Source organism: Qipengyuania sp. MTN3-11 (assembly GCF_042851825.1).
GTDB lineage: Bacteria > Pseudomonadota > Alphaproteobacteria > Sphingomonadales > Sphingomonadaceae > Qipengyuania.
This window is the reverse complement of sequence record NZ_BTGM01000001.1, coordinates 958,130-982,196: the sequence shown is the minus strand read 5'-3', so window position 1 is coordinate 982,196 and position 24,067 is coordinate 958,130. Positions and strand designations below refer to the sequence as shown.

The window sequence follows — 24,067 nt, the reverse complement described above, 5'->3', positions numbered from 1 at the left end:
TTGGGATTCCCTAATGCAACGCGCCGCGCGGGCAAGGGTTGCAAGACTGCGGCGAAAACCACCCGCGGCCTTTCCATCCGCGTCCGGACGCGCCACAAGCGCCGCGAAACGACAGCGGAACACGGGACAGCAATGGGACGCAAATTCTTCGGCACCGACGGAATTCGCGGGCGAACCAACCAGGGCAAGATGAATGCCGAACTCGCCATGCGGGTCGGCCAGGCCGCCGGCGCGCATTTCCGCCGCGGCGACCACCGCCACCGCGTGGTGATCGGCAAGGATACGCGGCTGTCCGGCTACATGATCGAAAGCGCACTGGTCGCCGGCTTCACCAGCACCGGCATGGACGTGATCATGACCGGCCCGTTGCCGACACCGGCGATCGCGCTGATCACCCGCGAGATGCGCGCCGATCTCGGTGTCATGATCTCGGCCAGCCACAACCCATACGAAGACAACGGGATCAAGCTGTTCGGGCCCGACGGCTTCAAGCTGTCGGACGAGGACGAGATGGCGATCGAGGCGCTGATGGAACAGCCCCCGCAGCTCGCCGATGCCGAACATATCGGCAGGGCTCGTCGTATCGAGGACGCCCGCGGGCGCTACATCCACGCGGTCAAACGGTCGATCGGCTCCGACATTCGCTTCGACGGGCTGAGGATCGTCGTCGATTGCGCGCATGGTGCCGCCTATCAGGTCGCCCCGAGCGCGATCTGGGAACTGGGTGCCGAGGTGATCCCGCTCGGCGTCAGCCCGAACGGGACCAATATCAACGACGAGGTCGGCTCCACCGCACTCGAGGCGGTAAAGGCCAAGGTGGTGGAGGAAGGCGCGCACATCGGCATCGCGCTCGACGGAGACGCCGATCGCCTGATTGTCATCGACGAGAAGGGGAAGGCCGTCGACGGCGACCAGATGATGGCGCTGATCGCCACGAGGATGAGCGAGACGCGCAGGCTGACGGGCGGCGGCGTGGTTGCCACGGTGATGTCGAACCTTGGTCTGGAACGCTATCTGCGCGGTCTCGGCCTCGGTCTCGAGCGGACCAAGGTCGGCGATCGCTATGTCCTGCAGCGGATGCGAGAAGGCGGGTTCAACCTCGGCGGCGAGCAGTCCGGGCATATGATTCTGCTCGATCACGCCACCACAGGCGACGGCACGGTGGCGGCGCTGCGCGTGCTCGCCAGCCTGGTCCGCGAGGGCAAGCCGGCGAGCGAGTTGCTCCATCTCTTCGATCCGGTCCCCCAGCTTCTCAAGAACGTGCGATACGATGGCGGGGCACCTCTCGAAGCAGAAACCGTCAAACGCGCGATCGCGGAGGCCGAGAGCGAACTCGGCGACGGCGGGCGTCTGGTGATCCGTCCCTCGGGTACCGAGCCGGTCATCCGGGTCATGGCCGAGGGCGACGATGCAGCCCAGGTCGAACAGATCGTCGACCGGGTCTGCGACGCGGTGCGCGACGCCGCCTGATGCTGGAGATGCGCCCCGATTGCGAAGCCTGTGGGGTGGAGCTCCCGGCCGAGGCCCACGGAGCCTTCATCTGCAGTTTCGAGTGTACCTTCTGCGCACAATGCGCCGACCGGCTCGACGATCGCTGTCCCAATTGTGCGGGCGAACTCACCGACCGCCCGACCCGCGCCCACGCCCTTCACGCGCAGTACCCGCCCTCCACCGAGCGGAAACATCGGGCGTGACGACGACCCCGCGCATCCTTTCCATCGCTGGTTCCGACAGTTCGGGCGGCGCCGGGATACAGGCTGACATCAAGACCATCGCCATGCTCGGCGGCTATGCGATGACCGCGATCACGGCCGTGACCGCGCAGAACTCGCTCGGCGTCCAGGCGGTGGAGACCTGCGAAGCCGATTTCGTCGGGGCGCAGATCGATGCCTGCCTCGAGGATATCGGTGCCGATGCGATCAAGATCGGCATGCTCGGGTCGCCGACCATCGCCGCGGTGGTCGCCGAGCGGCTGGCTCGCTTCGGGGGCAAGGTGGTTTTCGACCCGGTGATGATCGCGACCAGCGGCTCCGTGCTGGCCGATGAGGCCACCATCGAAGGCTTCGCGCAGATCATGGAGCATGCGACGGTGGTCACCCCCAACCTGCCCGAACTGGCCGCGCTCACCGGTTTGCCCGTCGCAAGCACCGAGGAGATCGTCGAAGCGGCATTGGTTCTTGCACGGGCGCGGGATGTGGTGGTGCTGGCCAAGGGCGGACACGACGAGGGCGAAGAAGTCATCGACCGGGTGGTCTCGCCCGACGGCAAGGTTGCGAGCTTCGCCCACCAGCGGATCGAAACCCGGCACACCCACGGCACCGGTTGCACCCTGAGTGCGGCGCTTGCCACCATGCTCGGCCATGGCCAGCCCCTGACCCATGCGGTGCGACTGGCGCGGCAATTCACCTATGAGGCGATCGCGAGGGCGCCCGGCTACGGTTCCGGCCACGGTCCCCTGGGTCACCAGGCGGTGCGCCGGTCCGAATAAGCCTGCGGCCTAGCGTTCGAGCTTGTAGAATTCGGCGATGTGGTCCCAGGCATCGTCTGCGCTCTCGCACCAGTGGATCAGGTCGAGATCGACATGCGAGACCGTCCCCTCGTCGGCCAGCGCCTCGAAATCGATCACCCGCGTCCAGAAGTCCTTCCCGAACAGCAGGATCGGGATCGGCTTCATCTTGCCTGTTTGCACCAGCGTGAGCAGTTCGAAGAACTCGTCGAAGGTCCCGAACCCGCCCGGGAACACGGCGACCGCACGCGCGCGCAACAGGAAGTGCATCTTGCGCAGCGCGAAATAGTGGAACTGGAAGCTGAGGTATGGGGTGACGTAGGGGTTGGGCGCCTGCTCGTGCGGCAGAACGATGTTGAGACCGATGGATTCCTCCCCGGCATCGCTCGCCCCGCGATTGGCAGCTTCCATGATGGAGGGGCCCCCGCCCGAGCAGATCACGAACTGCCGCTTCCCGTCCTCGATGATCGACTTCTCGCTGGCGATCTTGGCGAGGCGGTAGGCCTCATCGTAATACTTTGCCTTCGCCGCGAGGTTGCGGACCACCCGCGCTTCCTGATCCGGCAGATTTTCCGCGCCGGCGAGTGCATCCTCGACCGCGTCGGGCGGAGGGATGCGCGCCGAACCGTAGATCACCAGCGTCGAGCCCACCCCGGCCTCGTCGAGCAGCATCTCGGGCTTCATCAGCTCGAGCTGGAAGCGCAACGGGCGCAACTCGTCGCGCATCAGGAAATCGGTGTCGCGATAGGCGAGCCGATAGGCCGGATGCATCGTCTGCGGAGTCCGCGGAGACTGCGCGTCGGCGAAGCTCGCTTCCTGGTCGGCACGGTAGAACTTGCGATCGGTCAGATCGCGGTCGGGTGATTTTTCCTCTGTCATCGGCGCGCGCGATAGGGCCGAGCGGAGCCGCTCACAAGGTCTAGCGGCGAAGCGACGCAGGTCTTTCTACGCCGCTTCGCCCAAGGACCTCTTCAGAACTCCACGCGGGCCCCGACCGTGTAGTACCGACCGACATTGTCGTAATGCACGTTAGTCGTCTGGATGATCAGCGGCGGCGCAACATCGAAGACGTTGTTCACGTTCATGAAGAAGGTGAACAGGTCCTCCACCTTGAACTGTGCACCGAGGTCCAGATAGGTGCGCGCATCGATGTCGTTGTTCACGATCGGCAGCGTGCTGTCATACTGACCGCCACCGACATAGCGAAGGCGGGCATCCAGACCGAGATCGTCGGACTGGTAGGTCAGGCTCAGGTTTCCGCGCCAATGCGGGACGCCATCGAGGACGGTGTCGCCAACGTCGCCGGCGACCTGGCGCTGGTTGAAACCGGTCTGGAAAGAGAGCTCATCGACGTAGGTCGCAAGCGCCCGGACGCGGAGGACGCCGGGTATATCTGCCAGCCAGCTCAACGGCGTCACGTAGGAAGCCTCGATATCGACACCGTTGGTGGCAAACTGCGCGATGTTCTGGGTCGTCGCGTAAACCGTGGTGATCGTGCCGGTCGCGTCGCGGATCACGGCATCGCAAGCCGAGGTTACGCCTTGCGCACAGGCCGCAGTGATATCCGACGCATTCGGCGCGGTGATCGCGTTGCCGATTTCGATATCGTAATAGTCGACCGACAGGTTGAAGCCATCGAAAGGAGAGACCGAAAGTCCGGCCGTCCAGGTTCGCGCGACCTCTGGAACGAGATCGGGATTGCCACCTGTAAAGATCGTGGCGCGCGGCGTGGGATTGTAGCCGGGAGTGCCCGTGCGTCCTTCGGTATCATTGTCGACCACATTACGGATGTTGATCGCGCTGACAGAGAAGAGATTGCCGATGCTGGGCGCCCGGATATCGCGCGAGCGCGTCGCCCGCAGCAGGATGTCCTGGAAAAGCCGGGCCGTCCCGCCGACTTTCCACGACCAGATGCCGCCGCTCAGATTGTAATCCGAATAGCGGGCAGCCCCATTGAGATCGAATTCGAAGTTCTCGCTGTTGAACAGGGGTAGCAGGATTTCGCCGAAGCCTTCCTTCACGTCCGTGCCGCCGTTCAGGGCGCTGCTGAAAACATTGGTACCGAACGCGCCCGCGGCATTGAGCGCGCCGATCGTCTGTTCCTGCTCCTGCCAGCGTGCCTCCACACCCAGGACTATCGAAACCGGTCCGGCCCATAGCGAGAAGGGTTCCCCCTGTACGCTCGCCGCAAGCGAATCCAGCTTGTTCACCGAATCGGTCATCTGCGTCCCGGTGACGTAGTCGATCGCCGCCTGGGATGGCGCGCCCTGGCCGAACGGGTTGAAAGGTACGCAAGCCGGGTCATCGTTGGCCGCATTGCCGTCGGCGTTGACCGCACAGACGATCTGGCCGCCAGAATTGACCGCATTGAGCGCTCGCTGGAAGTTGGCGGTAATCGGCGAATTGAAGAAGCGCTGCGAATTTTCGATCTGTCCATGGCTGAAATGCGCATCGAAGCGCCAACCGCTTCCCAGCTCGCCGCTTATGCCGATGGCACCTTCGATGTTTTCCCGCCGCGCGTCGAAATCAAGGACGAAAGAATCGGTCGAAAACCGGCCCAAAACGAATGCGGCTTCGCCCGCCCCGAGGAGCTGCGCGCGCACCCCAGGATTAAGAAACGGGTTGCTGGTCGCAACCTGGAACGCGAGGATCGACCCCGCCGGATCGGCAAAGAAGGGCTGCCGAACATCGGAGATCCCGTAAGCCCCGTCGACCCAGACTTCGATGTTGTTGGTGATGTCGAAAGTCGCGCGCGCATAGGAGCTGAACCTTTCGAGCGGACTCGCGACGATCAGGCTATCGTAAAGGCTGGAGGCATCGGCAAGGGTGTACGGGCCGAGCGTGCCATCGGAATTGAAAGCCTGTCCCGCGAGCGAGCCGGAGAGTATCGTTCCGCCCTGCGATATCGGGAAGAGGTCGGTGTTGACATCCGGCTGTAGTTCGACCTGCCCGCCGCCAATCGCGACGAGGCCCGCCCCCAGCCGGGGCCGATCCCGCCGTCCCGACATCGGTATCCCGCTGTCGTCAACATACTCAGCACCGATGATGAAATGGCCGCGCCCGTCCGCAAAGGACGTACCGAAAGCACCGTCCACGCCGTAACGTTCGCCATCGTGGCGAGACGAGATGCCCGCACTTGCGCCTATTGTCAGCCCGTCGAAATCGTCGTCGAGAATGATGTTGACGACACCGGCCACGGCGTCGGAACCCCAGGCGGCGGAAGCGCCGCCGGTCACGATCTCGATCCGATCGACCAGGCTGGTCGGAACGAAATTCAGGTTGTTGTCGCCGACAAAGCGCCGACCGTTGAGCAGCGTTAGCGTGCGAGCACTGCCAAGCCCGCGCAGGTCGACCGGGGCCGTACCGCTCGCGGTGTTTCCGATCGTGCCGGTGGGCGACACGGTGTTGCGCACCTGCGGCTGTTCGTTGAGCACCTGCTGGAGATTGACCTTGGCCGCCTGGCGGATTTCGGTGCTGCCGAGCACTGTGGTCGGGGTCGGCTGATCGAAGCCGTCACGCGAGATGCGGGAGCCGGTGACGACGATGGTCTCGTTGGCGGTCTCCTCGACATCGGCGTCTTCCTCGACGTCGCCGACTGTTCCGCCCGATTGCGCCGCTACGGGGGCACCCGCCAGCAGCGCGATGGCCGCCACCGAAGTCGAAAGGGCTGCGCGAACCGCGGTTGTTTGCCAATGCATGCTCCTTAATCTCCCTTGATCGTCGCCACGGCCGCCCGTGATTGCGCTCGTCCCCGATTGCTTCCCGAAAGCCCCCTTGCCCGTTTGCTTTTCACGCCCATTCTCCGGTGAGCGCTTTATCCCAAACAAGACAACTTGCTCCTGTTTGGAGAATATGAGCCTGAAAATGCCCTTGCTGTCAACCGTTTCGTCACAAAACCCGAGTAGAAACACCTGTTTCGGCGTATCGCGCTGAGAAAGCGCGCTTTCGCGTCATCCGCCCGAACTCCTATCGGTCACCCAGGCGAACGCCGGACCCGGGATAGGCCCCGGGTGTGACCTCTCCGCCACGGGCGAGCACCTCGCCGCCGACCAGAATATAGCGGTATCCGCTGGAAGGCCGCAGCGCGTCGCCATAGGTGGCGTTGTCGGTGACCCGCGCCGGATCGAAGACGACGATGTCCGCATCGGCGCCCACCTGGATGCGCCCCTTGCGCGCCATGGCCGGTGCCGCCTTCTCGAGGCGTTTTGCCGGAAGGATCGTCATCTTCTCCAGCGCGGTCGGCAGATCCAGCAGGCCGCGCTCGCGCACGAAATGTCCGAGAACCCGGCTGAAGCTCCCGGCGCCCCTGGGATGGACGTTGGGCTTGTCCATCACCCCTCCGTCGGACGCAATGCTGACATAGGGATCGGCGATCGCAAGGTCGATCGCGTCCTGCGGGATCAGGAAGATAACCACGCCGCCGTCCGGCCTTTCGCGCCGGTATCGGGCAAAGGTCTCCTCGGTCAGCCGCTCGCCGGTTTCGGTCCAGAGAACGTCGTTGTAGGTGACACCGGATCGCTCCCGCCAGCCGTCGGAAAAGAATTCCGAGCCGATCGATGTCGATCCGGCTTCGTAGGGATAGGCTTCGGTGGTCACATCCACGCCGCGGGCCGCGGCACCCTTGATGATCTCGAGCACGGTCGGCGTGTCCCCGAGCGCGGTCGAGGTGATGTGGACGATCTGCAGCGCCGCTCCGGTGGCGGCGGCATCGGCGATCAACTCGTTCGCCACCGCGATCGGCATGCCCGGCGCGCGGCTCGCCTCGCGCATGCGGACATGGACGAACACCGGCACATCGTGCTTGGCGGCCAGCTTGAACAGCTTGTAGATCTCGCGTCGTCCGGCAGCGGGTGCGTATTCCAGCCCCACCCCGATGCCCAGGGCTCCCGCCCTGATCTCCCTTTCGAGCACGGCAAGGATGCGCTCCTCCTGCTCGGGAGTGGTCGGCGTGGTGAGAGCTTCCGGCGCGAGCGTGGTCGCATCACTGTCCGCGCCATCGACACCGCAACGCTTCTCCGTCAACACCTCGATCCGGGCGCAGAGAAACGAGGCACTGGCGCCGTGATGGATCAGCGATTCGCCCCGCATGTCCGCGTAGAAATCGGCGACCGGTAGACGTCCGATCTCCATTTCCATCGCGGTGGTCACCCCGTCCAGGAGATGAAGCCGCTGGCTGGCGAGATCGTGGCCATGAGCGTGAAGGTCGATGAAACCGGGAGCGACGACTTGCCCGCGGGCATCGAGGACTTGCTCGCCCTGCATCGGCTCGGACGAGATGGCGGCAATCCGCCCCTCGGTGACCGCGACATTGGCGATCTCGTCTCGCCCGGTCTCGGGATCGATGACCCGGCCGCCTTCGATCACCAGATCGTAGGTCTGAGCGGCCAGCGGCGAAGCGAGGATCGCGACCATGGCCGCAAGGCCCCGGAACGCCGCGAGGGTTTTCCATCTACCGGCGCGCGTCGAAATCATGTGTTGGCGTCTCCCTTGCTCGTTTTGCCCCACGCGGGCCGCGCGAGCCGCCACAGACCCACGGTCATCAGCGGCAATACGAGAATGGCCAGCATGATGTAGCCGAAGGCCCCGTACCCCTGGGCGATCAGATCGACGAGGCCGAAGCGCACCGCCGCGAACCCCGAAACCAGCAGCAGGACAGCCGCGACCCCCAGCCTGCCCAGGAAGGAAAACTCGCCCCGCCCGCTATTCTCCAGGGCAACCTCGATCCGCTCGTTCAGCGCGTTCACCACCCCGACCCCGGTCTCCACCAGCGCGCAGAAGATCATCAGCTGGAACATCAGCTGGAACCAGGGCAGGCCGAGCTCTTCCAGGACGAAATCGGATGGCAGAGACGCCCCGGCGATCTCGGGATAGAAGGCCGACATGCTGAGGAAGAACACGAGCGCCGGTGCCATCGCCAGGGGTCCGGCCAGTGCCCCGGCTACGATCGCGTCGCGGCGCGAAGTGAGGCGGCGAATGAAGGGCAGCACGGCGATCGCCGCGACAAAATTGTAGCTGGCATAGGTCGCCCCGCCCACGATCCATTCCTGCGAGGTCGGAGCGATGGTCAGGGCCTCACCGATCCCGTCCGAGAAATAGGTGATCGCGAGGACCAGGAAGAGCGCATAGACGAGGTAGAGAAATCCGGAGGTGAAGCGGAAGACCCGTTCGACCCCGTCGTTGCCGAAGCTGGTGGTCGCCGCGACCGCGGCCATGAGCAGCAAGGTGCCGACCACGGGAGGCCAGCCGAACAGCGCCGCCCCGATCTCCCCGGCCGCGGCCGACATGACGGCGAGGATCAGGATCAGGAAAAGGACATAGAAAACCTCGAACACCACCCAGAAGGGGCCGAGGACCGATTGCATCAGCGTGCGGTAGTCGTAGGCGCGCAGATGATGCGACAGTGCGAAGGCGACGGCGCAGACCAGGCTCCAGATCGCCATCGCCAGAAGCATGCCGTACAATCCGCCGAGTGGCCCGGTCGGAAAGAAGAATTCCGCCAGTTCGCGCCCGGTCGCGTAGCCGCCGCCGATCACCACCGCCTTGAACGTGATGCCGGGGAGCAGGAACCGCTGGAAGAAGCTCGGCTTGGCGATCAGCAGGGCCTCCCGAATTCGCTCAAGGGGCTGAGGCCCGGTGAGGCGGAAACGGGCACCGCTCGGCGTGTTCGATGCCCGCCCCGCCAACTCATGCCAGGCAGCTGTCCAGCAGCGCTTCGAAATGCGGTCCGCCGCGAATGGGATCGGCAGCCGGAAGGCCATAGCGCCGCGCGGTCTCTTCGATCAGCGCTTGGGCCTCTTGCGCGTCATAGCTCTTGGTATTGAGGCTGATGCCCCCGCAGCGGATCGCCGGATTGGTCCGCTTGCCGAGCAGGATCGTCGCTTCGATGATCTCGGCGATGTCGGGCAGCGGCGTTCCTGGATAGCCGAGCACTTCGGTGCGGCTGGGATCGTGGCACACGACGAAGGCATCCGGCTGGCTGCCGAAGAGAAGCCCCACGGACACCGCCGCGAAGCCGGGATGGAGCAGCGAGCCCTGTCCTTCGATGATGTCCCAGTGTCCGTCAGCCGCATCGGGCGAGAGCATCTCCGCAGCCCCGGCTTCGAAATCCGACACCACCGCGTCGATCGGGATGCCGCCGCCGGCAATCAGGATGCCGGTCTGGCCCGTGGCGCGGAAATCGACGTCGATCCCGCGCGCCTCGAACCCTCGGGCCATGGCCAAGGCGGTGTATTTCTTGCCGAGCGCGCAGTCGGTGCCAACGGTCAGCAACCGCTTGCCCGATCGTTTGCGGCCGGATGCGATGGGGATGTTGGCCGGCGGGCGACGGATGTCGATCAGCCGTACGTTGTTTGCGCGCGCGGCTTCCGCGAGTTCGGGGACGTCGCCGAGGCGCGCGTGCATGCCGCTGACGATATGCAATCCGGCATCCATCGCCGCGATCAGATGGGGGCGCCAGGCCTCGAGAATAACTCCGCCGGAATTGGCGATGCCGATCACCAGGGCCTTCGCGCCATGCTGCGCGGCGACCTGCGGCGTCATCTCTGGAAGGCCCAAGGTCAGCGTGCTGTCGCCATAGGAGTATTCGCCAACGCAGTCTTCCGCAGCCCAGTCGCGAATGCCGAATGCCGATTTCGCATAGCCCGGGTTCGTCTCATCTCCGAGAAACAGCAGATAGGGACGTGGAATTCGCAGCGGATCGGCCCCACCGGATCGTTCGAGTTCGGAAGCCTGCGCGCCGCCAAATACCGCCTTCTGCATTTCTGCTGCGCGGGCCATCAGCCGTGGTCCATCGACTTGCCGCGCCGGTGGCGGGACGGAAGGACCGGGCACCGCTTACCCACATCCAGCTTGAAATTAAAAAGCACGAGAACCCCCGGATGCAGCGACCCTCTCCCACGAGGGCACACCATCCTAATCAGGACACAATCGTCCTGTCCAGAACAAACCAATGCTTGACGAGAAGATTGTCATCTGCGGATCGGATTGGTCGGGCGGTCGGTCGGGACGAAAACTGGCATTTCCGACGCGCAGCCCAGGCGCCCACGAACGCGGGGGCCGGTTCAGAGACCCGGTTCTCCGTGAACGTTCTTGATGAGCGAATCCATCAGCCCCTGTTCCTCGCTCGAGCAAACCCCGAGAACCAGTGCCTCCTCGCACCCGTCGGCGACCAGATAGGCATGGGCCATGGTCGAGTCGATGTAGATCGACTGCTGTTCGCGAACCACGATCGGGTCGTAGAATTCGGTGTGGACTTCGATAGCCCCCTCGATGACGAAGATGAACTCCTCGCCCTGGTGGTGGACCAGCTCGCCGAATTCCTTCGTGCTCTTCGCCCGGATCCGGGTCAGGATCGGGATCATGCGCTTGTGCCGCAGATCGGTGCACAGGTAGAAATAGTCGTAATTGGGCGTCTCGACCCGCAACGCCTGTTCGATCGTCCCGACGCTGCGGCGTCCCATGACCTGGCGTTCGGGCGCCGGACGGTTTTCCGCGAACAGCTCGGACATGCTGATGTTGAGGCGCCGGCTGAGTTGCTGGAGCTTGTCGTAGGTCAGCGTGAGGCGATCGTGCTCGACCTTGGACAGTGTCGATACCGGTATGCCGGTCTTCGCGCTCATCTCCTTGAGCGTCCAGCCGTTCTTGTTGCGAATACCGCGAATGATGACGCCCAGCGTCGGGTGGTCTGCCGTCATCAGGCGTCAACCGCCACCAGAATCATCATCGAAGGTGTTATCATCATGCAGTCACGCGTCTGTTGATCTCGGGGAGGTGATATAGGGGGCGCGGCGGCTGCGCAACCGCACGGCCCGCCACCCATTCCCGCCAGACCTATTTGCGCCCGGCAAAGGGCGTCAATCGGCCGCCTCGACGTGATGATAGGTCATGTAGGGCTGGTTCGAGAAGGACAGTCGCAGATCGTCGGCAGGACCGTAGAACTGCAGCCGCGTATAGGGCCCGCCCTCGCGTGCCGCCGTGACCTGTTCGTACATCCGCGGGCCGATCTGTTTCCAGGCGGTGGCGTTCTCGCCGGTCTTTAACACCAGCCGGTTCGGCGCAGGCGCCGTGACCTTGAGATCGTTGTCCGGGTTTGGCTCGCGGTTGTAGTCGCGGCGATTGGCGCGGTAGGACCCCGCCAGCGCCGCGCCGGCATCCTCGCCGCTCCAGCGCTCGGCGGGCTCCTGCGGAAACAGCCGGCCAATCAGTATGTCGCTGAGATCGGTGCGCCCTGCCCCGCTCGCGACCCCGCCGGTCGTGGACACGAAGAAGCCGAGATCGTGCTCCGGCGCGAGCACCAGATTGGAATGGAAATCGCGGGTGTTGCCCGCATGGCCGATGAGCCGTGGCCCCTCGTTGCGATATACCAGGAATCCGTGCGCCATTCCCTCCAGGTCGGGAGCGTTGGCGGTGGAATTGCTGAACAGCAGATCGATCGACGCGGGTTCGAGCACCTTTGCTCCGGCCAGACTACCGTGGTCGAGCAGCATGAGCATGAAGCGCGCCATGTCGGGTCCGCTGGCTGCGGCGGAGCCGGCGGGCATGACCGGACTGAAGAACTCGTAGGGCATCGCCACGAAACGCCCGTCTTCGAGGGTATAGCCGGTCGCCATGTTCTCCTTCATGGTTCCGGTCAGCGGCTCGCGGAACGTGGTCGAGGTCATGCCCAGAGGCTGGAAGACATGCTTCTCGACATAGGTTTCGAACGGCTCTCCCGAGAGGCGCTCGACGATGTAGCCCGCAAGCGCCGTGCCGTAGTTAGAATAGGAGATCTCGCTTCCGGCTTCCCACAGCCGGGCGGGAATATTGGCCTTGATCCAATCGCGATAGGGCGTGATTTCCGCTTCGGTGCGGACGGAAATGCCCCCTATGTCGCTCATCCCCGGCGTGTGCTGAAGCAGATCGCGCACGCGGATCGGTTGCGATCCGAATTCGGGGATTTCGAAGTCCAGATAGCGGTTGACGTCCGCGTCGAGATCGACCCGGCCCTGCTCGACCTGCTGCATCAGTGCCACCCAGGTAAACAGCTTCGACACCGAGCCGGGGCGAAACAGGGTCGCCATGCCGTCGACCGGTTCGCGCGCATCGACATCGGCATAGCCGTAGCCCCGACTGAACAGGACTTCGCCGTCGTGAACCACCGTCACCACGGCCCCGGCAATTTCGCGCGAAGCGATCTGTTCGGCCATGACGCCGTCGACGAAATCTTCGAGCCCGGCTAGCCGCGAATCCGAGAACGCAGCCGGCTGTGCCTGCGCGGCCAGAGGTGCGGCGGAAATCGATGCAACCCCCGCCAATCCGAGCAGCACGGGTCCCAAGATCCTGTTCATGACGACATTCGCGGCTTTCGGCATTCGACCCTCCTCGATTTTCCGATCAGGACATTACCGATTAGATTGCGCAGGTCAATTCCCCGCCGTCGTTGCTTTTCCGGCGATTTTCAGGGGTCGTGCGCCGAATTTCCCGATCGCGTCATTCTCCAAGAGGAAAACATATTCATTCCTCTGGTCAGGCTCTACCATTGAGAGATCGCCTTCGAGGAACCTGTAAATGAAAACCTATTTCGATCGCCGCCAACTCACCCATCGTCCCGAACGCGAACTGCACAATGGCGATTGGCATCCCCATGCCGAAACACCCGACCGCGCCGAGGCGATCCTCGCGGTTCTGGGCGAAGCGACACAGCCAGAGGATTTCGGGACCGATCCGATCGCCGCAATCCACAATCCCGCCTATGTCGATTTCCTGCGCTCAGCCCATTCCGAATGGCGCGACAGCGGGCGTCCTGGTGATGCGGTCGCCTACACCTGGCCGGTGGTCCGGCGGCGCGAAATCGCCATGGACCGGATCGACGCGAAGCTCGGCCGCTACAGCTACGATGCCGGCACTCCCATCGGCGAGGGGACCTGGTCCGCCGCCTATTGGAGCGCGCAATGCGCGATCGCCGCGGCAGCGGATGTGGCAGCGGGCGCGCGGACGGCCTTTGCGCTCTGCCGCCCCCCGGGGCACCATTCGGAGGCCGACTATTTCGGCGGCTATTGCTATCTCAACAGCGCCGCCATCGCCGCGCAATATCTGCTCGGCCAGGGCCGCGAGCGGGTCGCCATCCTCGACATCGACTATCACCACGGCAACGGCACGCAGGACATTTTCTACGATCGATCCGATGTCTGCTTCGTGTCGATCCACGCCGATCCCGCAACCGACTATCCGTTCTACTGGGGCCGCTCCGACGAGCGCGGCGAAGGGGACGGAACAGGGTACACGCTCAACCTGCCTCTGGCGCGGGGCACGGAGATCGCAGGGTTCATGGATGCGCTGGAGACGGCCTGTGCCAAGCTGGGGGAATGGGGCCCGCAGGCGCTTGTCCTCTCCTATGGTGCGGATACCTATGCCGGCGATCCGATCTCGTTCTTCGCGATCGAGACCGCCGAATACCAGGCCATCGGCCAACGGATCGCAGCGCTCGGCCTGCCGATCGTGGTGGTGATGGAGGGCGGCTATGCGGTGGAGGCGCTGGGCGCCAATGTCGCTTCGCTGCTCGCGGGCATCGAAGGGAACTGAACGGCGTTGCCGGTCAGCGGCAGGCGCCGCCGTCCGGCCAGCCGGTCCAGCCGGGTCCGCGGACCACCCGTCCCGGGGTTGCGCCCGTGTGCTCGCCGCCGGCCAGCACCTGCACGCCGTTGACGAAAACGTCGCGGACCCCCGTCGCATATTGGTGCGGTTGCTCGAAGGTGGCGTGGTCCGTGATCGTCGCCGGATCGAACACCACCACATCGGCAAAATAGCCCTCGTCGAGCTTGCCGCGGCCCCTGATGCCGAGATTGCCTGCGGGCTGGCTGGTCAGCTTGCGGACCGCCTCGGCCAGCGACAGCGCCTTGTCCTCGCGGACGTATTGGCCGAGGACCCTGGCGAAGGTGCCGTAGGCACGCGGATGCGCGGCCGTCTGCAAGGTTTCGCCCTCCGCTGCCGGCGCGCCGGCGTCGGAGCCGAAGCTCATCCATGGCAAGGCGGTCTGCTTGCGCACGTTCTCTTCCGACATCATGAAGAAGATTGTGCCGATCCCGGTGCTTTCGATGACGAGATCGACGGCGGCCTGCTGCGGGGTCTGGTTCCGCTCCGCGGCGATTTCGGACAGGCGCTTGCCCAACAGCGGTTCGTGTTCGGGATTCTCGCTGTCGACGAGCATGACGTTTTCTGCGCCCGACAGGCGTAGAAGGTTTTCCCAATCGCTTTCCGGCGCGCTCATCTCGGCGACAATGCGCGCGCGCATTTCGGGGTCGCGCAGCCGCTCGAGCATCGCCTCGCGTCCGCCGTCCTGGACCCAGGGCGGAAGCACCGCATCGAGGCTCGTGCCGCCTGCGGTGTAGGTGTACATGTTGGTGGTGATGCGCAGTCCCTCGGCCCGCGCCTTCTCGATCTGCGCGACCACTTCGGGCAGGCGATCCCAGTTCGCCTTGCCCGCCATCTTCAAATGGTAGATTTCCGCCGGCAAATCGCCCTCGCGCGCGATGGTGATGACCTCGTCGATGGCCTTGTCGATATCGTCGGCCTCGGACCGCATGTGCGAGATATACATGCCGCCGCATTTGCCCGCCTCGCTCGCTAACGCGACAAGCTCGGGGGTTTCGGCATAATTGCCCGGGGCATAGATCAGCGCGGTGCCCACCCCCATGGCGCCCTGCTCCATCGCCTGGCGGACGAGGCCGCGCATCCGGGCGAGCTGCTCGGGCGAGGGATCGACGTCGAACTCGCCCAGTTCGTGAATGCGCAGCGTAGTCGCGCCGACGAAGCTGGCGACATTGGGGGAAACGCCGCGTTCCTCGAGCGCTTCGAGATAGCCGCCGAGCGTGTTCCAGGTGACGGGATAATCCGCATTCTCGGCCATGGCGGCCTTCATTTCGGGATTGAGCGGGCCCATGGTCCAGCCCTCGCCGAACACTTCCAGCGTAACGCCCTGCTTGAGGTCGGACATGCCGCGGCCATCGGTAAGCAGCGACTGGGTGGCCCAGCTGAGCATGTTGATGAAGCCAGGAGCGACCGCCTTGCCGCTGGCATCGATGGTGGTCGCGCCGGTTCCCTCGACATCGCCGACTGCGACGATCCGGTCGCCCTCGATCGCCACGTCGCCGACAAAGGGCTGCCCGCCCGTCCCGTCGTAGATCGTCCCGCCGGTAATGAGTACATCGTATCGCGCGGCGCCGGGCGCGCCGGCGTCGTCCACGGTGGCACATCCGGCGAGAAGGGCGAGGCTGAGCGGCATTGCGGCGAGGCGGATTGTGTTTCGGGTCATCGGTGAGCCTCCGTTGCGGCGATCAGTCCGGCTGGACCGGGGTGAAATCGAGATCGTGGTAGTCGAAGCTGAAATCCGCAGCCGGGGACACCGCCTTCATGGTGATCCGCGCGACATCGCCTTCCGCATCGAGCGCGAAGGTCATGTAGGCGGGCTCGACGCCGGGGTCGCTGAAACGGGCGATGAAGGTGTCGTACTGGTGATGCTCCAGCGTCGCCCCGACGCCTTCCCAATGCGGGAAGGTGACCGACAACTTGCCGGCCCTCTCTGCGATGGAGATGTTGCCGAACCAGGGATCCGAATAGGTCCCCGCATAGCCCGAAAGCGGTAGCGAAGGGCCGACATCGGCGGTCTCCGCCGACGCTGCGACGACCGCAACCCGCGCGGACTCGAGCCGCTGGTCGAGATACTCGTCGTAGATCGCGGTCCAGTCCTTCTCCGGCGCGCCGAGATAGTGATCGAGCAGCTCGAACTGCAATCCGGTCAGCAGCGCGCTCTCCTCGCTGTTGGTGGCGATGAAGAAGCCGACATTGCGATCGGGGATCAGCACCAGCCGGGTGATCGATCCATAGACCCCGCCGCCATGGCTGACGATCTTCGCGCCGCGATAGTCGCGCACCGACCAGCCGAGGGCATATGTGTTGAACATCGGTGCGGTCTCGGCGAGCGGACCCGACGGCGCGCCGGTGGGCATGAGCACCACTGGCTGCCACATCTCGCGCGCGGTCTCCTCGCTGAACACGCGGGTGCCGTCCGGTGCCTGGCCCTGCGCAAGCTGCGTCTTGATCCATTTGACCATGTCGTTGGCGCTGGCGGCGATGCCCCCTGCCGGCGCGGCGACCTGGGCCACCACCACCTCGTCATCGAGCCGCTCGATCTCGCCCAGCCCACGCACCGGGCCGCTGATCCGCGCGTGCGGGTGGGCGACCAGCGCGGGATCGCCGCGATCGTCGTTCTCGACCGTCGCGCGCGCCATGCCCGCCGGGCGCAGCACCTCGGCGGTGACGAAATCCTCCCAGCTCATGCCGCTGACCCGTTCGATCAGACGGCCGGCGACCATGTAGAGGATGTTGTCGTAGGCATAGGCGCTGCGGAAGCTGGTGGAGAGCGGGATGTTGCCCAGCCGCTCGACCACGTCGGCGCGAGTCAGATCGCTGCGGGGCACGAACAGCAGGTCGCCCGCACCCAGCGCAAGGCCGCTGCGATGGACCAGCAGGTCGCGCACGGTCATCTGCCGTGTCACCCAGGCATCGTGCATGCGGAATTCGGGCATGTGGTCGATCACCGGATCGTCCCAGTCGAGCTTGCCCTGATCGACCAGCGCAGCCAGCCCAGTGGCGGTGAAAGCCTTGGTCACGGAACCGATGGCGAAATTGGTGTCCGCCGTCACCTGCCGGGGCGCCTCGATATCGGTCACACCGAAGCCCTGCGCGAAAGTCACCTCGCCACCCTCGACGATGCCGATGGTGAGGCCCGGTGCGCCGAACTCCTCTCGCAGTTCCTCGGCCTCCTGGGCGAGATCCGCCGGCGGTGCGGCGAATGCGGGCGACACCGGCGCCACGCTTGCCATCAGGAGGGCAAGCGTTCCCAGGAATAATGTTGGTCGAGCCATGGGTTTGTCCTCCTGTCGGCCTGGAGCGGCCTGGTGTGTCATGGAACTGCGGTGAAAGCGTAGAAATCGTATATCGCGCGGGCGATGTCCGCGATGGTGCGTTCGCGCGATGCCATGGGCGCATCGCTCTGCTTGACGAAAATGGCCATGACCACGCGGTGCCCGCTTTCGCCCGGAAGCGTGACCACGCCCACGTCGTTGGTCGATCCACCGACGGTTCCGGTCTTGTCGGCCACCTCGACCCCGATCGGAAGGCGGGCACGGATGCGGGCATTTCCGGTGCGATTGCGCACCATCATGGCGGCGAGCGCCTCCGTGCTTGCGGCAGAAAGCGCTTCGCCGGAAAAGATGCGATCCAGCAAAAGCGCCATCGCCCGCGGGCTCGCAGTGTCTCTGGGATCGGAATCGAAGGACGGGTTCGGAACAAGACTGCGATCAAGGAGCGACGGGTCCGCGATCAAGCCTGCTTCGAGCGCCTCGGGAAACGGACCTTCGGGCAAGGCGAAGAAGCCGCGCAGCACGCCTGCGGTGTCGCGGTCGACCCGCAGCCCCTCGACACCCTGGCCGCGCACCCAAGCGGTGACCGCCGCGGGGCCGCCTGCGAGTTCGGTGAGAACGTCGGTGGCGGTGTTGTCGCTCTGCGTCATCATCAATTCAAGCAGATTGTGGACCGATATGCTGAGGCCGGGATGGATGAAGCGGTCGGCAATAACCTCCGAGGCCACATGCATGTTCGCCGGCACTTCGATCAACCGGTCCAGCGTCAGTTCGCCTCGATCGACGCGCTCCAGAATGCGCCCGGCCACGGCCACCTTGAAGGTACTCGCCATCGGAAAGGCGATATCGGGATTCAGTTCGATCTTCTCGCCAGTTTCGCCGATCCGCCAGGCCGAAACTCCGACCGTACCCGAGGTGATTGCGGCGATACGCGCGATTTCCGCCTCGACACGGTCGCGGGGAGCGGCATTGGCAGGGAATGCGGCGGCCAGTAACACGAGGAATAGCCAGCGGAAAGGTCCGCGAAAAATCATAGCTGAGCCTCCGTTCGTTCCGCCGGTCCCGGCCGCGCTGCGTCCAGGCCGGACCGTTCGGCGATCACGCGCCGTAGCGGATGGTCGAGCAGCTTGAGAAAGCCGGCCGCGGCGACAGCTAGGCCGGCAAGAAGCGAGAAGAAGATCGCGCTCGGCAGGTCGTTCCAGAAGCTGCCGACGAAGCCGCCCGCCAGACTGCCGGTGAAAATGGCGAAGAACCAGCTCGCGACCGTGCTCGCCCCGAAGCGCGGCGGCGCGAGGCGGGCGAAGAGGCCGAGGCCGTTGGGCAGGATGTAGAGTTCGCCGGTGGTGAGAACGAGGAAGAAGCCGACCAGCCACAGCCAGCTCGCCTGACCGTCTCCCTGCAGCGCGGCGGCGAGCGCGAGCATGAGATAGGCGGCGGCAACGACCAACGCGCCGATCGCCATCTTCTGCAGCGGCGATTTCTCTTTTCCCGCCTCCGCCTGCCGCCGCCAGTGTGCGAGCAGGAACGGGGTGAAGACGATGACGAACAGCGGGTTGAGCGACTGGAACCAGGTCATCGGGATCTCGAACCCGCCGGCCAGGCGGTCGACTCCCTCGTTGGCCCACAGGGCGACCGTGTTGCCGACCTGCTCGTAAGCCCCGCGGAACAGCGTCACCGCGCCGATCAGCGCGCCGAGCAGCAGGATGGTGCGCCGGTCGAAATTGTCCCGCGAAGCACTTTCCGCGTCGGACGGAAGGACCCGCCTTTCCTCGGGCAGATATTTCCCGCCCCAGATGTAGATCATCAGCCCGATCACCATGCCGACCCCGGCGACGCCGAAGCCGTAATGCCAGCCGTAGAACTCGCCCAGCGTCCCGCAGATCAGCGGAGCGAGGAAGCCGCCGATATTCACCCCGACATAATAGACGTTGTAGGCCCACGGCCGGCGCGGATCGTCTGCCTTGTAAAGGTCGTTGATCTGGCTCGGCAGGCTGGGCAGGAAGAAGCCGTTGCCGAGCGCGATGGCTCCCAGCGCGACGTAGAGCAGCGGCTCGAAGGTCATGAAGAAATGGCCGAGCGCCATGATCGACCCACCGATGATAACCGCGCGCCGCTTGCCCAGCCAGCGATCGGCGATGATGCCCCCGAAGATCGGCGTGAAATAGGCCATCGCCGTGTAGGTGCCGTAGATGAAGGACGACATCCCCTGTTCGATCAGCAGTTCGAGCGTCATGTAATAGACGAGCAGCGCCCGCATTCCGTAATAGGAGAACTGTTCCCACATGTTTGTGAGGAACAGCACGGTCAGCCCCCGGGGCTGGCCGAACCACGTCGGCTCGGTATCTTTTGCCCGACCCGTGGCGGTCACTCCGCCGATCCGCCCCAGACCCGGGGTCCGGCGAAGACGGTGCCGTCGCGGTAGTCGATGCTCGGTTCGCGATCGCGCGCGAGAAACGTCGGTCCGTCGAGATCGACCACGTCGCAATATTGGCCGACGATGAAGGCCGGCGCCATCGCTAGACTGGTGCCGACCATGTTGCCGACCATGACCTTGAGCCCCGACTTGCGGCATGCCTCGGCGATCATCAGCGCCTCGGTAAGACCGCCGCATTTGTCGAGCTTGATGTTGAAGACGTCGAACCGCCCGGCGATTTCCGGCACGTCGTCGAGCGTCAGCGCGCTCTCGTCGGCGGCGAGAGGGATGCTCGATTCGAAGCCCTCCATATCCGCCTCGCGTCCGCGCGCCAGCGGCTGTTCCACGAGTGCGACGTCGAGCGTCTCCAGCCCGGTCACCAGTTCCGGCAGTTCCGCGATGGAGAAGCCCTGATTGGCATCGACCCCGATCCAGACCTTCGGCAGCGCAGCGCGGATCGCCCCGACTCGTTCGAGGTCCAGCGCCAGATCGCCGGTCAGCTTGATCTTGATCGCGCGCGCGCCCTCGTAGCTCAGCGCCTTGGCGGCCATGGCGGCGGGTTCGTCCGCGCCGCAGGTGAAGGTGGTCACCAGGGGAGCGGGCTTATCGATACCGGCGAGTTGCCAGGCGGCCTTGCCGGCGCGTTTCGCCTCCAGCTCCCACAGCGCACAATCGACCGCATTGCGCCCCCCGCAGGCAGGCATGAGGGCACGCAGTTCCTGGCGGTCGATGCCCGCCTCGATCGCCGGACGCGCCGCCTCGATATCGGCGACCATGCGGTCGGCGTCGTCGTTCAGATAATAGACGCCACCGCCCTCGCCTCGGCCGCCGTGCTCCCCATCGGAGACGGTCGCCACCACGACCTCGGTCTCCTCGAAGACATAGCCCGAAATCCGGAAGGGCTCGGCGAGGCGGAGCTTCTCGCGCTCGACGGTCAGCTGCAGTGCGCCCATCAGTAATTCGTCCCGAAGCCGATCAGGTGGAAGGCCAGCCCGACCCACAGGATCACGACACCCGCCAGCAGCAGCACCAGGCTCCACAGCTTGCCGGGCCAACGGTAGCCGCTCTTCCAAGCCAGCCAGAGGTTCCATGCGAAAACCGCGGTGCCGCCGACAAAGGCGACGAGGGTGAGCACTTGCAGACCGACCAATATGCCGTCGAACATCGCCCCGAGTGTGTCGGAGAACAGCATGCTCATGATCACGGCCCAGCCGGCGAGGACCAGCAGGATGAGCAGGGCCGCGCCGCGCGAAAGGCGATAGGCGAGCAACTGACGTCCCTCCAGCGGGAAGCCGGCCTTGTAGTGGCGCCTTACCAGCGCACGGACCGGCCACAGCACGGCGGTGAGCAACAGCACCGCGAGCGCCGCATAGAGCAGCGGCATCAGCAATGCGGAATTCTTGTACCACACGGGTCGCTCGAACACGGTGAAGGCCGAGATGATCGACATGCTGAAGCGCTGGACCTCGCCATCCTCCACAATAGCGGAAAGCGCCGCGTGGCTGTTGCGGTCGCGCCAGAAGAAGGGCGCGACCTCGACCCAATCGGCGGTCTGGCCGTTGAGCGTCGCACCCGGAGGAAGCTTGAGCTCGCCATCCGGGCCCGCGGTCACCGTGGTCTGACCCAGGAGCTGCGTGATGTTGAGGAAGGTGCTGTCGGCTCGGCGGGAGGCGACCCAGTTCCCGGCCATCATTCGCGCGTGTTCGCGCGCTTCCTCGTCGGTGACGCCCTGTTCGATCGGTGTGTCGTCGCCCGGGAAGTAGCGATCGGCGAATTGCTCGAACAAGGAGATGCGGACGGAGTTGACCGCGCCCTCTGCCCCGCCGCTGTTGAACGAGGCGTAGAGCCCGGTGTTCTCGTCTAGGAACAGGTGGAGCGAGGAATGGAACCCTCCGGTATCGCCGAGATGCGCGATGACGTCCCGGCCATTGATGTCGGTTTCGAAGAATCCGAGCAGCATGCGATCGAGCCCTGGAATCATGTCGAGCGCGGTGGTGTGCATGTAGCGCGCGGTTTCGGGCCGCAGGATACGCTGGCCGTCGAGCTCGCCATTGTTGAGGTGCGCCATCATGAAACGCGCCATGTCGGGCCCGGTCGAGGACAGCGAGCCTGCCGGTGCCGGGCCGACATATTCGAAACCGATCGGATCCTGCGACGCGCGCGAATATCCGCTCGCCATCTGGCCCTCCAGCCGCTCCGGCAGCGGCTGACGGAAGGTGGAATTTTCCATCCCCAGCGGCTCGAAGATGTGATTCTCGACATAATCGTCGAAGGGCTCGCCGGAGACCCGCTCGACGATGTAGCCGGCCAGCGAAGTGGCGTAATTGGAATAGGCGGGTGTCGTCCCGGCATCGAAAATCCGCTCGGGCACCCAGCGCTTCAACAGCGCGTCGTAGGATGGCGTCGGCTTGTCGACGATCAACTGCTTGATCTGCTCCTCGAAACCGGCGGTGTGCGTCATGATGTTGCGCATCGTCACGGGTTCGCCGTTGCGTTCGGGGATTTCGAAATCGAGATACCGGTTCACATCGGCATCGAGATCGATCCGGCCCTGTTCCACCTGCTGCATCACCGCCGTCCAGGTGACGAGCTTGGAGATCGAGCCCGGGCGGAACAGCGTGCGCTGAGCATCCACCGGGGTGCGCGATTCCACGTCGGCGAGGCCATATCCCTTGACGGTCACGATCTCGCCATCCTGGACGATGGCCACCACCGCACCGGCGATGTCGCCTTTTGGCAGAGCGTAGGACATGAATCCCTCGAGCCAGGCATTGGCGTCTTCCGCCGTGAGCGCCTGCGCACCGTTTCCGTTAGCCGGTTCGGGGACCGCCACGCCCTGCGCCTCGCTCTCCACCGGGCCTGGCCCTTGCGGAGCAAGATCCTGAGACAGCGTGGCGGTGCCGACGAGGGCGGCTATTGCGGCCAGAGCCGCCCAGCCCTTGGTGATGGAATTGCGGAAATGCATGAGGCCTCCCCCTCGTCACGGATATGTGTCCGGTTCGGCGCTCGATCATTTTCGCCGTAGACCCAATCAGGACATAAATACCCTAATCGGAGAATTGTCAAACGGTCCCGGGAATTCTCCTCAGAGCCAGGTGCGGTCGAGCAGCCGCTTGAAGTTGCCACCGAGCACCAGCTTGATGTGATCGTCGGTATAGCCACGTCGGATCAGTTCTTCGGCAAGGTCGAAGGTCTTGAGCGGGTGATCGAACCCGTCGGTGTCGACCTTGCCTCGGAATTGGTAGCTGTCCTTGTAACTGGCCTTCAGCGCCGCGTACTGGTCGGGGGGCATGTCGTCGTAGCCATTGAGATCGGAATCGGAGCCGATGCCCACGTGCTCGATGCCGGTCAGCTTGACGACGTGGTCGATATGGTCGGCCATGTCGCGCACGGTCACCGGATCGGTCGCCTTCACGAACATCCGCACTTCGGTGATGCCCATTACCCCTTCCTTGGCGGCGAGTTTGCGGATCGCCTCGTCACCCTTGTTGCGGACGTGATCGTTCAACGCGCGGCAGTTGGAATGGGTGATGGCGATCGGCTTGGACGATGCCTCGATCGCGTCGATCGCGGTCTTTTCTCCGCAGTGCGACACGTCGACCAGCATGCCAACCTCGTTCATCGCCGCGACGATGCTTGCGCCGAAATCGCTCAGGCCGCCATCGACCCGGTCGGTCGAGCCGGAACCGATGAAGTTCTGGCTGTTGTAGGTCAGCTGCGAACAGCGGAGCCCCATTCGGTAGAAATAGAGAACGTCCTCCGGCCGCTGGAAATGGTCGGCGTTCTGGATGCCGAGGATGACCGCGATCTTGCCGTCGGCCTTGGCCCGGTCGAGATCGGCGGCGGTATCGACCAAGGTGAAGAGATCGGCTTGGCTCCCGGCGAAGAAGGACCAGGAGGCGAGGTATTCCTTCGCGCGCTCCCTGGCGTTGAACCCTCCTAGCCCCACCGCGTGGTGAAACCCGGTGATGCCCGAGCGGCGGAACTCCTCCTTGGTGGTCTCGCCGAAGGGCTTGTCGAAGAAGTCCGGGCGGAAATCGATCTTCAACGGGGCGAGCATGTCGATCACAAGCGCCTCTCGCACCACTTCGATCGCGCGGGCGGAATAGGTCCGGTTGCTGCCCTGCGCGAGCGCGAAGGCGTTGCGATTGATCATGAAGGCTGCGGCACCCGCCACCCCCGTCTTAAACACAGCGCGCCGCGAAACCCCGATTTTGCTCATTGTCATGTCTCCATTCGAAAGCCGCGGTC

At 64.6% G+C, this 24,067-nt stretch carries 18 protein-coding genes; 4 read left to right on the top strand and 14 right to left on the bottom strand.

Annotation, left to right across the window (positions count from 1 at the left end):
- Window positions 1-132 precede the first annotated feature (132 nt).
- From glmM to thiD, 3 genes are read left to right on the top strand one after another with little or no spacing between them, the layout of a single operon-like run.
- Window positions 133-1,470, top strand: coding sequence for a phosphoglucosamine mutase (gene glmM, locus ACGHN1_RS04640; protein ID WP_390548763.1), 1,338 nt, complete (start codon window positions 133-135; stop codon window positions 1,468-1,470).
- On the top strand, window positions 1,470-1,694 hold the full coding sequence (locus tag ACGHN1_RS04635; protein WP_390548762.1) for a DUF1272 domain-containing protein: 225 nt from the start codon (window positions 1,470-1,472) through the stop codon (window positions 1,692-1,694). The genes glmM and ACGHN1_RS04635 overlap by 1 nt, the downstream gene beginning before the upstream one ends.
- Window positions 1,691-2,488 (top strand): bifunctional hydroxymethylpyrimidine kinase/phosphomethylpyrimidine kinase, encoded by a 798-nt coding sequence (gene thiD / locus ACGHN1_RS04630; RefSeq protein ID WP_390548760.1) that lies wholly within the window; start codon window positions 1,691-1,693, stop codon window positions 2,486-2,488. Before ACGHN1_RS04635 ends, thiD begins: the two co-directional genes overlap by 4 nt.
- 9 nt (window positions 2,489-2,497) lie before the next feature.
- Here the strand turns inward: thiD and ACGHN1_RS04625 are convergent, their stop codons facing one another.
- The 7 genes from ACGHN1_RS04625 to ACGHN1_RS04595 form a co-directional block, all read right to left on the bottom strand.
- A complete protein-coding gene (locus ACGHN1_RS04625; protein WP_390548758.1) occupies window positions 2,498-3,385 on the bottom strand; it encodes an LOG family protein in 888 nt (295 codons plus the stop codon).
- 92 nt (window positions 3,386-3,477) lie between these two features.
- Window positions 3,478-6,204 carry a TonB-dependent receptor domain-containing protein gene (locus ACGHN1_RS04620; RefSeq protein ID WP_390548756.1) on the bottom strand — a complete coding sequence of 909 codons (2,727 nt, stop codon included), beginning with the start codon at window positions 6,202-6,204 and terminating at the stop codon, window positions 3,478-3,480.
- A 268-nt stretch (window positions 6,205-6,472) separates the two neighbouring features.
- A complete protein-coding gene (locus ACGHN1_RS04615) occupies window positions 6,473-7,978 on the bottom strand; it encodes an amidohydrolase family protein (protein WP_390548755.1) in 1,506 nt (501 codons plus the stop codon).
- Window positions 7,975-9,189 (bottom strand): hypothetical protein, encoded by a 1,215-nt coding sequence (locus ACGHN1_RS04610; protein WP_390548753.1) that lies wholly within the window; start codon window positions 9,187-9,189, stop codon window positions 7,975-7,977. The genes ACGHN1_RS04615 and ACGHN1_RS04610 overlap by 4 nt, the downstream gene beginning before the upstream one ends.
- Window position 9,190: 1 nt before the next feature.
- The gene (locus tag ACGHN1_RS04605; protein WP_390548751.1) at window positions 9,191-10,282 is read right to left on the bottom strand and encodes a DUF1611 domain-containing protein; all 1,092 of its coding nucleotides are present in this window, start codon (window positions 10,280-10,282) and stop codon (window positions 9,191-9,193) included.
- Window positions 10,283-10,566: 284 nt separating this feature from the next.
- Window positions 10,567-11,199 carry a helix-turn-helix domain-containing protein gene (locus ACGHN1_RS04600; protein ID WP_390548749.1) on the bottom strand — a complete coding sequence of 211 codons (633 nt, stop codon included), beginning with the start codon at window positions 11,197-11,199 and terminating at the stop codon, window positions 10,567-10,569.
- Between the two features lie 159 nt (window positions 11,200-11,358).
- Complete coding sequence (locus ACGHN1_RS04595; protein WP_390548747.1) at window positions 11,359-12,855, bottom strand: serine hydrolase domain-containing protein; 1,497 nt, start codon at window positions 12,853-12,855, stop codon at window positions 11,359-11,361.
- A gap of 196 nt (window positions 12,856-13,051) precedes the next feature.
- On the opposite strand from ACGHN1_RS04595, the gene ACGHN1_RS04590 reads away from it, so the two are divergent.
- Complete coding sequence (locus tag ACGHN1_RS04590) at window positions 13,052-14,065, top strand: histone deacetylase family protein (RefSeq protein WP_390548745.1); 1,014 nt, start codon at window positions 13,052-13,054, stop codon at window positions 14,063-14,065.
- Window positions 14,066-14,078: 13 nt separating this feature from the next.
- On the opposite strand, the gene ACGHN1_RS04585 is transcribed toward ACGHN1_RS04590, so the two are convergent.
- The 7 genes from ACGHN1_RS04585 to ACGHN1_RS04555 all read right to left on the bottom strand — a co-directional run bounded on the left by ACGHN1_RS04585 (window position 14,079) and on the right by ACGHN1_RS04555 (window position 24,008).
- A complete protein-coding gene (locus ACGHN1_RS04585; protein ID WP_390548744.1) occupies window positions 14,079-15,794 on the bottom strand; it encodes an amidohydrolase family protein in 1,716 nt (571 codons plus the stop codon).
- Between the two features lie 22 nt (window positions 15,795-15,816).
- Window positions 15,817-17,364, bottom strand: coding sequence for a serine hydrolase (locus ACGHN1_RS04580; RefSeq protein ID WP_390548742.1), 1,548 nt, complete (start codon window positions 17,362-17,364; stop codon window positions 15,817-15,819).
- An 80-nt stretch (window positions 17,365-17,444) separates the two neighbouring features.
- A complete protein-coding gene (gene bla, locus ACGHN1_RS04575; protein WP_390548740.1) occupies window positions 17,445-18,437 on the bottom strand; it encodes a class A beta-lactamase in 993 nt (330 codons plus the stop codon).
- Window positions 18,434-19,771, bottom strand: a complete 1,338-nt coding sequence (locus ACGHN1_RS04570) for a peptide MFS transporter (RefSeq protein ID WP_390548739.1) — start codon at window positions 19,769-19,771, stop codon at window positions 18,434-18,436. Before ACGHN1_RS04570 ends, bla begins: the two co-directional genes overlap by 4 nt.
- Window positions 19,768-20,769, bottom strand: coding sequence for a dipeptide epimerase (locus tag ACGHN1_RS04565; RefSeq protein WP_390548737.1), 1,002 nt, complete (start codon window positions 20,767-20,769; stop codon window positions 19,768-19,770). The genes ACGHN1_RS04570 and ACGHN1_RS04565 overlap by 4 nt, the downstream gene beginning before the upstream one ends.
- Complete coding sequence (locus ACGHN1_RS04560; protein WP_390548735.1) at window positions 20,769-22,781, bottom strand: serine hydrolase domain-containing protein; 2,013 nt, start codon at window positions 22,779-22,781, stop codon at window positions 20,769-20,771. Before ACGHN1_RS04560 ends, ACGHN1_RS04565 begins: the two co-directional genes overlap by 1 nt.
- Window positions 22,782-22,901: 120 nt before the next feature.
- Window positions 22,902-24,008, bottom strand: coding sequence for a dipeptidase (locus ACGHN1_RS04555; protein ID WP_390548734.1), 1,107 nt, complete (start codon window positions 24,006-24,008; stop codon window positions 22,902-22,904).
- Window positions 24,009-24,067: the final 59 nt, after the last annotated feature.

Coding starts and splice junctions, on each gene's coding strand:
- glmM (WP_390548763.1), top strand. CDS start 133: ATGGGACGCAAATTCTTCGGCACCGACGGAATTCGCGGGCGAACCAAC.
- ACGHN1_RS04635 (WP_390548762.1), top strand. CDS start 1,470: ATGCTGGAGATGCGCCCCGATTGCGAAGCCTGTGGGGTGGAGCTCCCG.
- ACGHN1_RS04625 (WP_390548758.1), bottom strand. CDS start 3,385: ATGACAGAGGAAAAATCACCCGACCGCGATCTGACCGATCGCAAGTTC.
- ACGHN1_RS04620 (WP_390548756.1), bottom strand. CDS start 6,204: ATGCATTGGCAAACAACCGCGGTTCGCGCAGCCCTTTCGACTTCGGTG.
- ACGHN1_RS04615 (WP_390548755.1), bottom strand. CDS start 7,978: ATGATTTCGACGCGCGCCGGTAGATGGAAAACCCTCGCGGCGTTCCGG.
- ACGHN1_RS04605 (WP_390548751.1), bottom strand. CDS start 10,282: ATGGCCCGCGCAGCAGAAATGCAGAAGGCGGTATTTGGCGGCGCGCAG.
- ACGHN1_RS04600 (WP_390548749.1), bottom strand. CDS start 11,199: ATGACGGCAGACCACCCGACGCTGGGCGTCATCATTCGCGGTATTCGC.
- ACGHN1_RS04595 (WP_390548747.1), bottom strand. CDS start 12,855: ATGCCGAAAGCCGCGAATGTCGTCATGAACAGGATCTTGGGACCCGTG.
- ACGHN1_RS04590 (WP_390548745.1), top strand. CDS start 13,052: ATGAAAACCTATTTCGATCGCCGCCAACTCACCCATCGTCCCGAACGC.
- ACGHN1_RS04585 (WP_390548744.1), bottom strand. CDS start 15,794: ATGACCCGAAACACAATCCGCCTCGCCGCAATGCCGCTCAGCCTCGCC.
- ACGHN1_RS04580 (WP_390548742.1), bottom strand. CDS start 17,364: ATGGCAAGCGTGGCGCCGGTGTCGCCCGCATTCGCCGCACCGCCGGCG.
- bla (WP_390548740.1), bottom strand. CDS start 18,437: ATGATTTTTCGCGGACCTTTCCGCTGGCTATTCCTCGTGTTACTGGCC.
- ACGHN1_RS04565 (WP_390548737.1), bottom strand. CDS start 20,769: ATGGGCGCACTGCAGCTGACCGTCGAGCGCGAGAAGCTCCGCCTCGCC.
- ACGHN1_RS04560 (WP_390548735.1), bottom strand. CDS start 22,781: ATGCATTTCCGCAATTCCATCACCAAGGGCTGGGCGGCTCTGGCCGCA.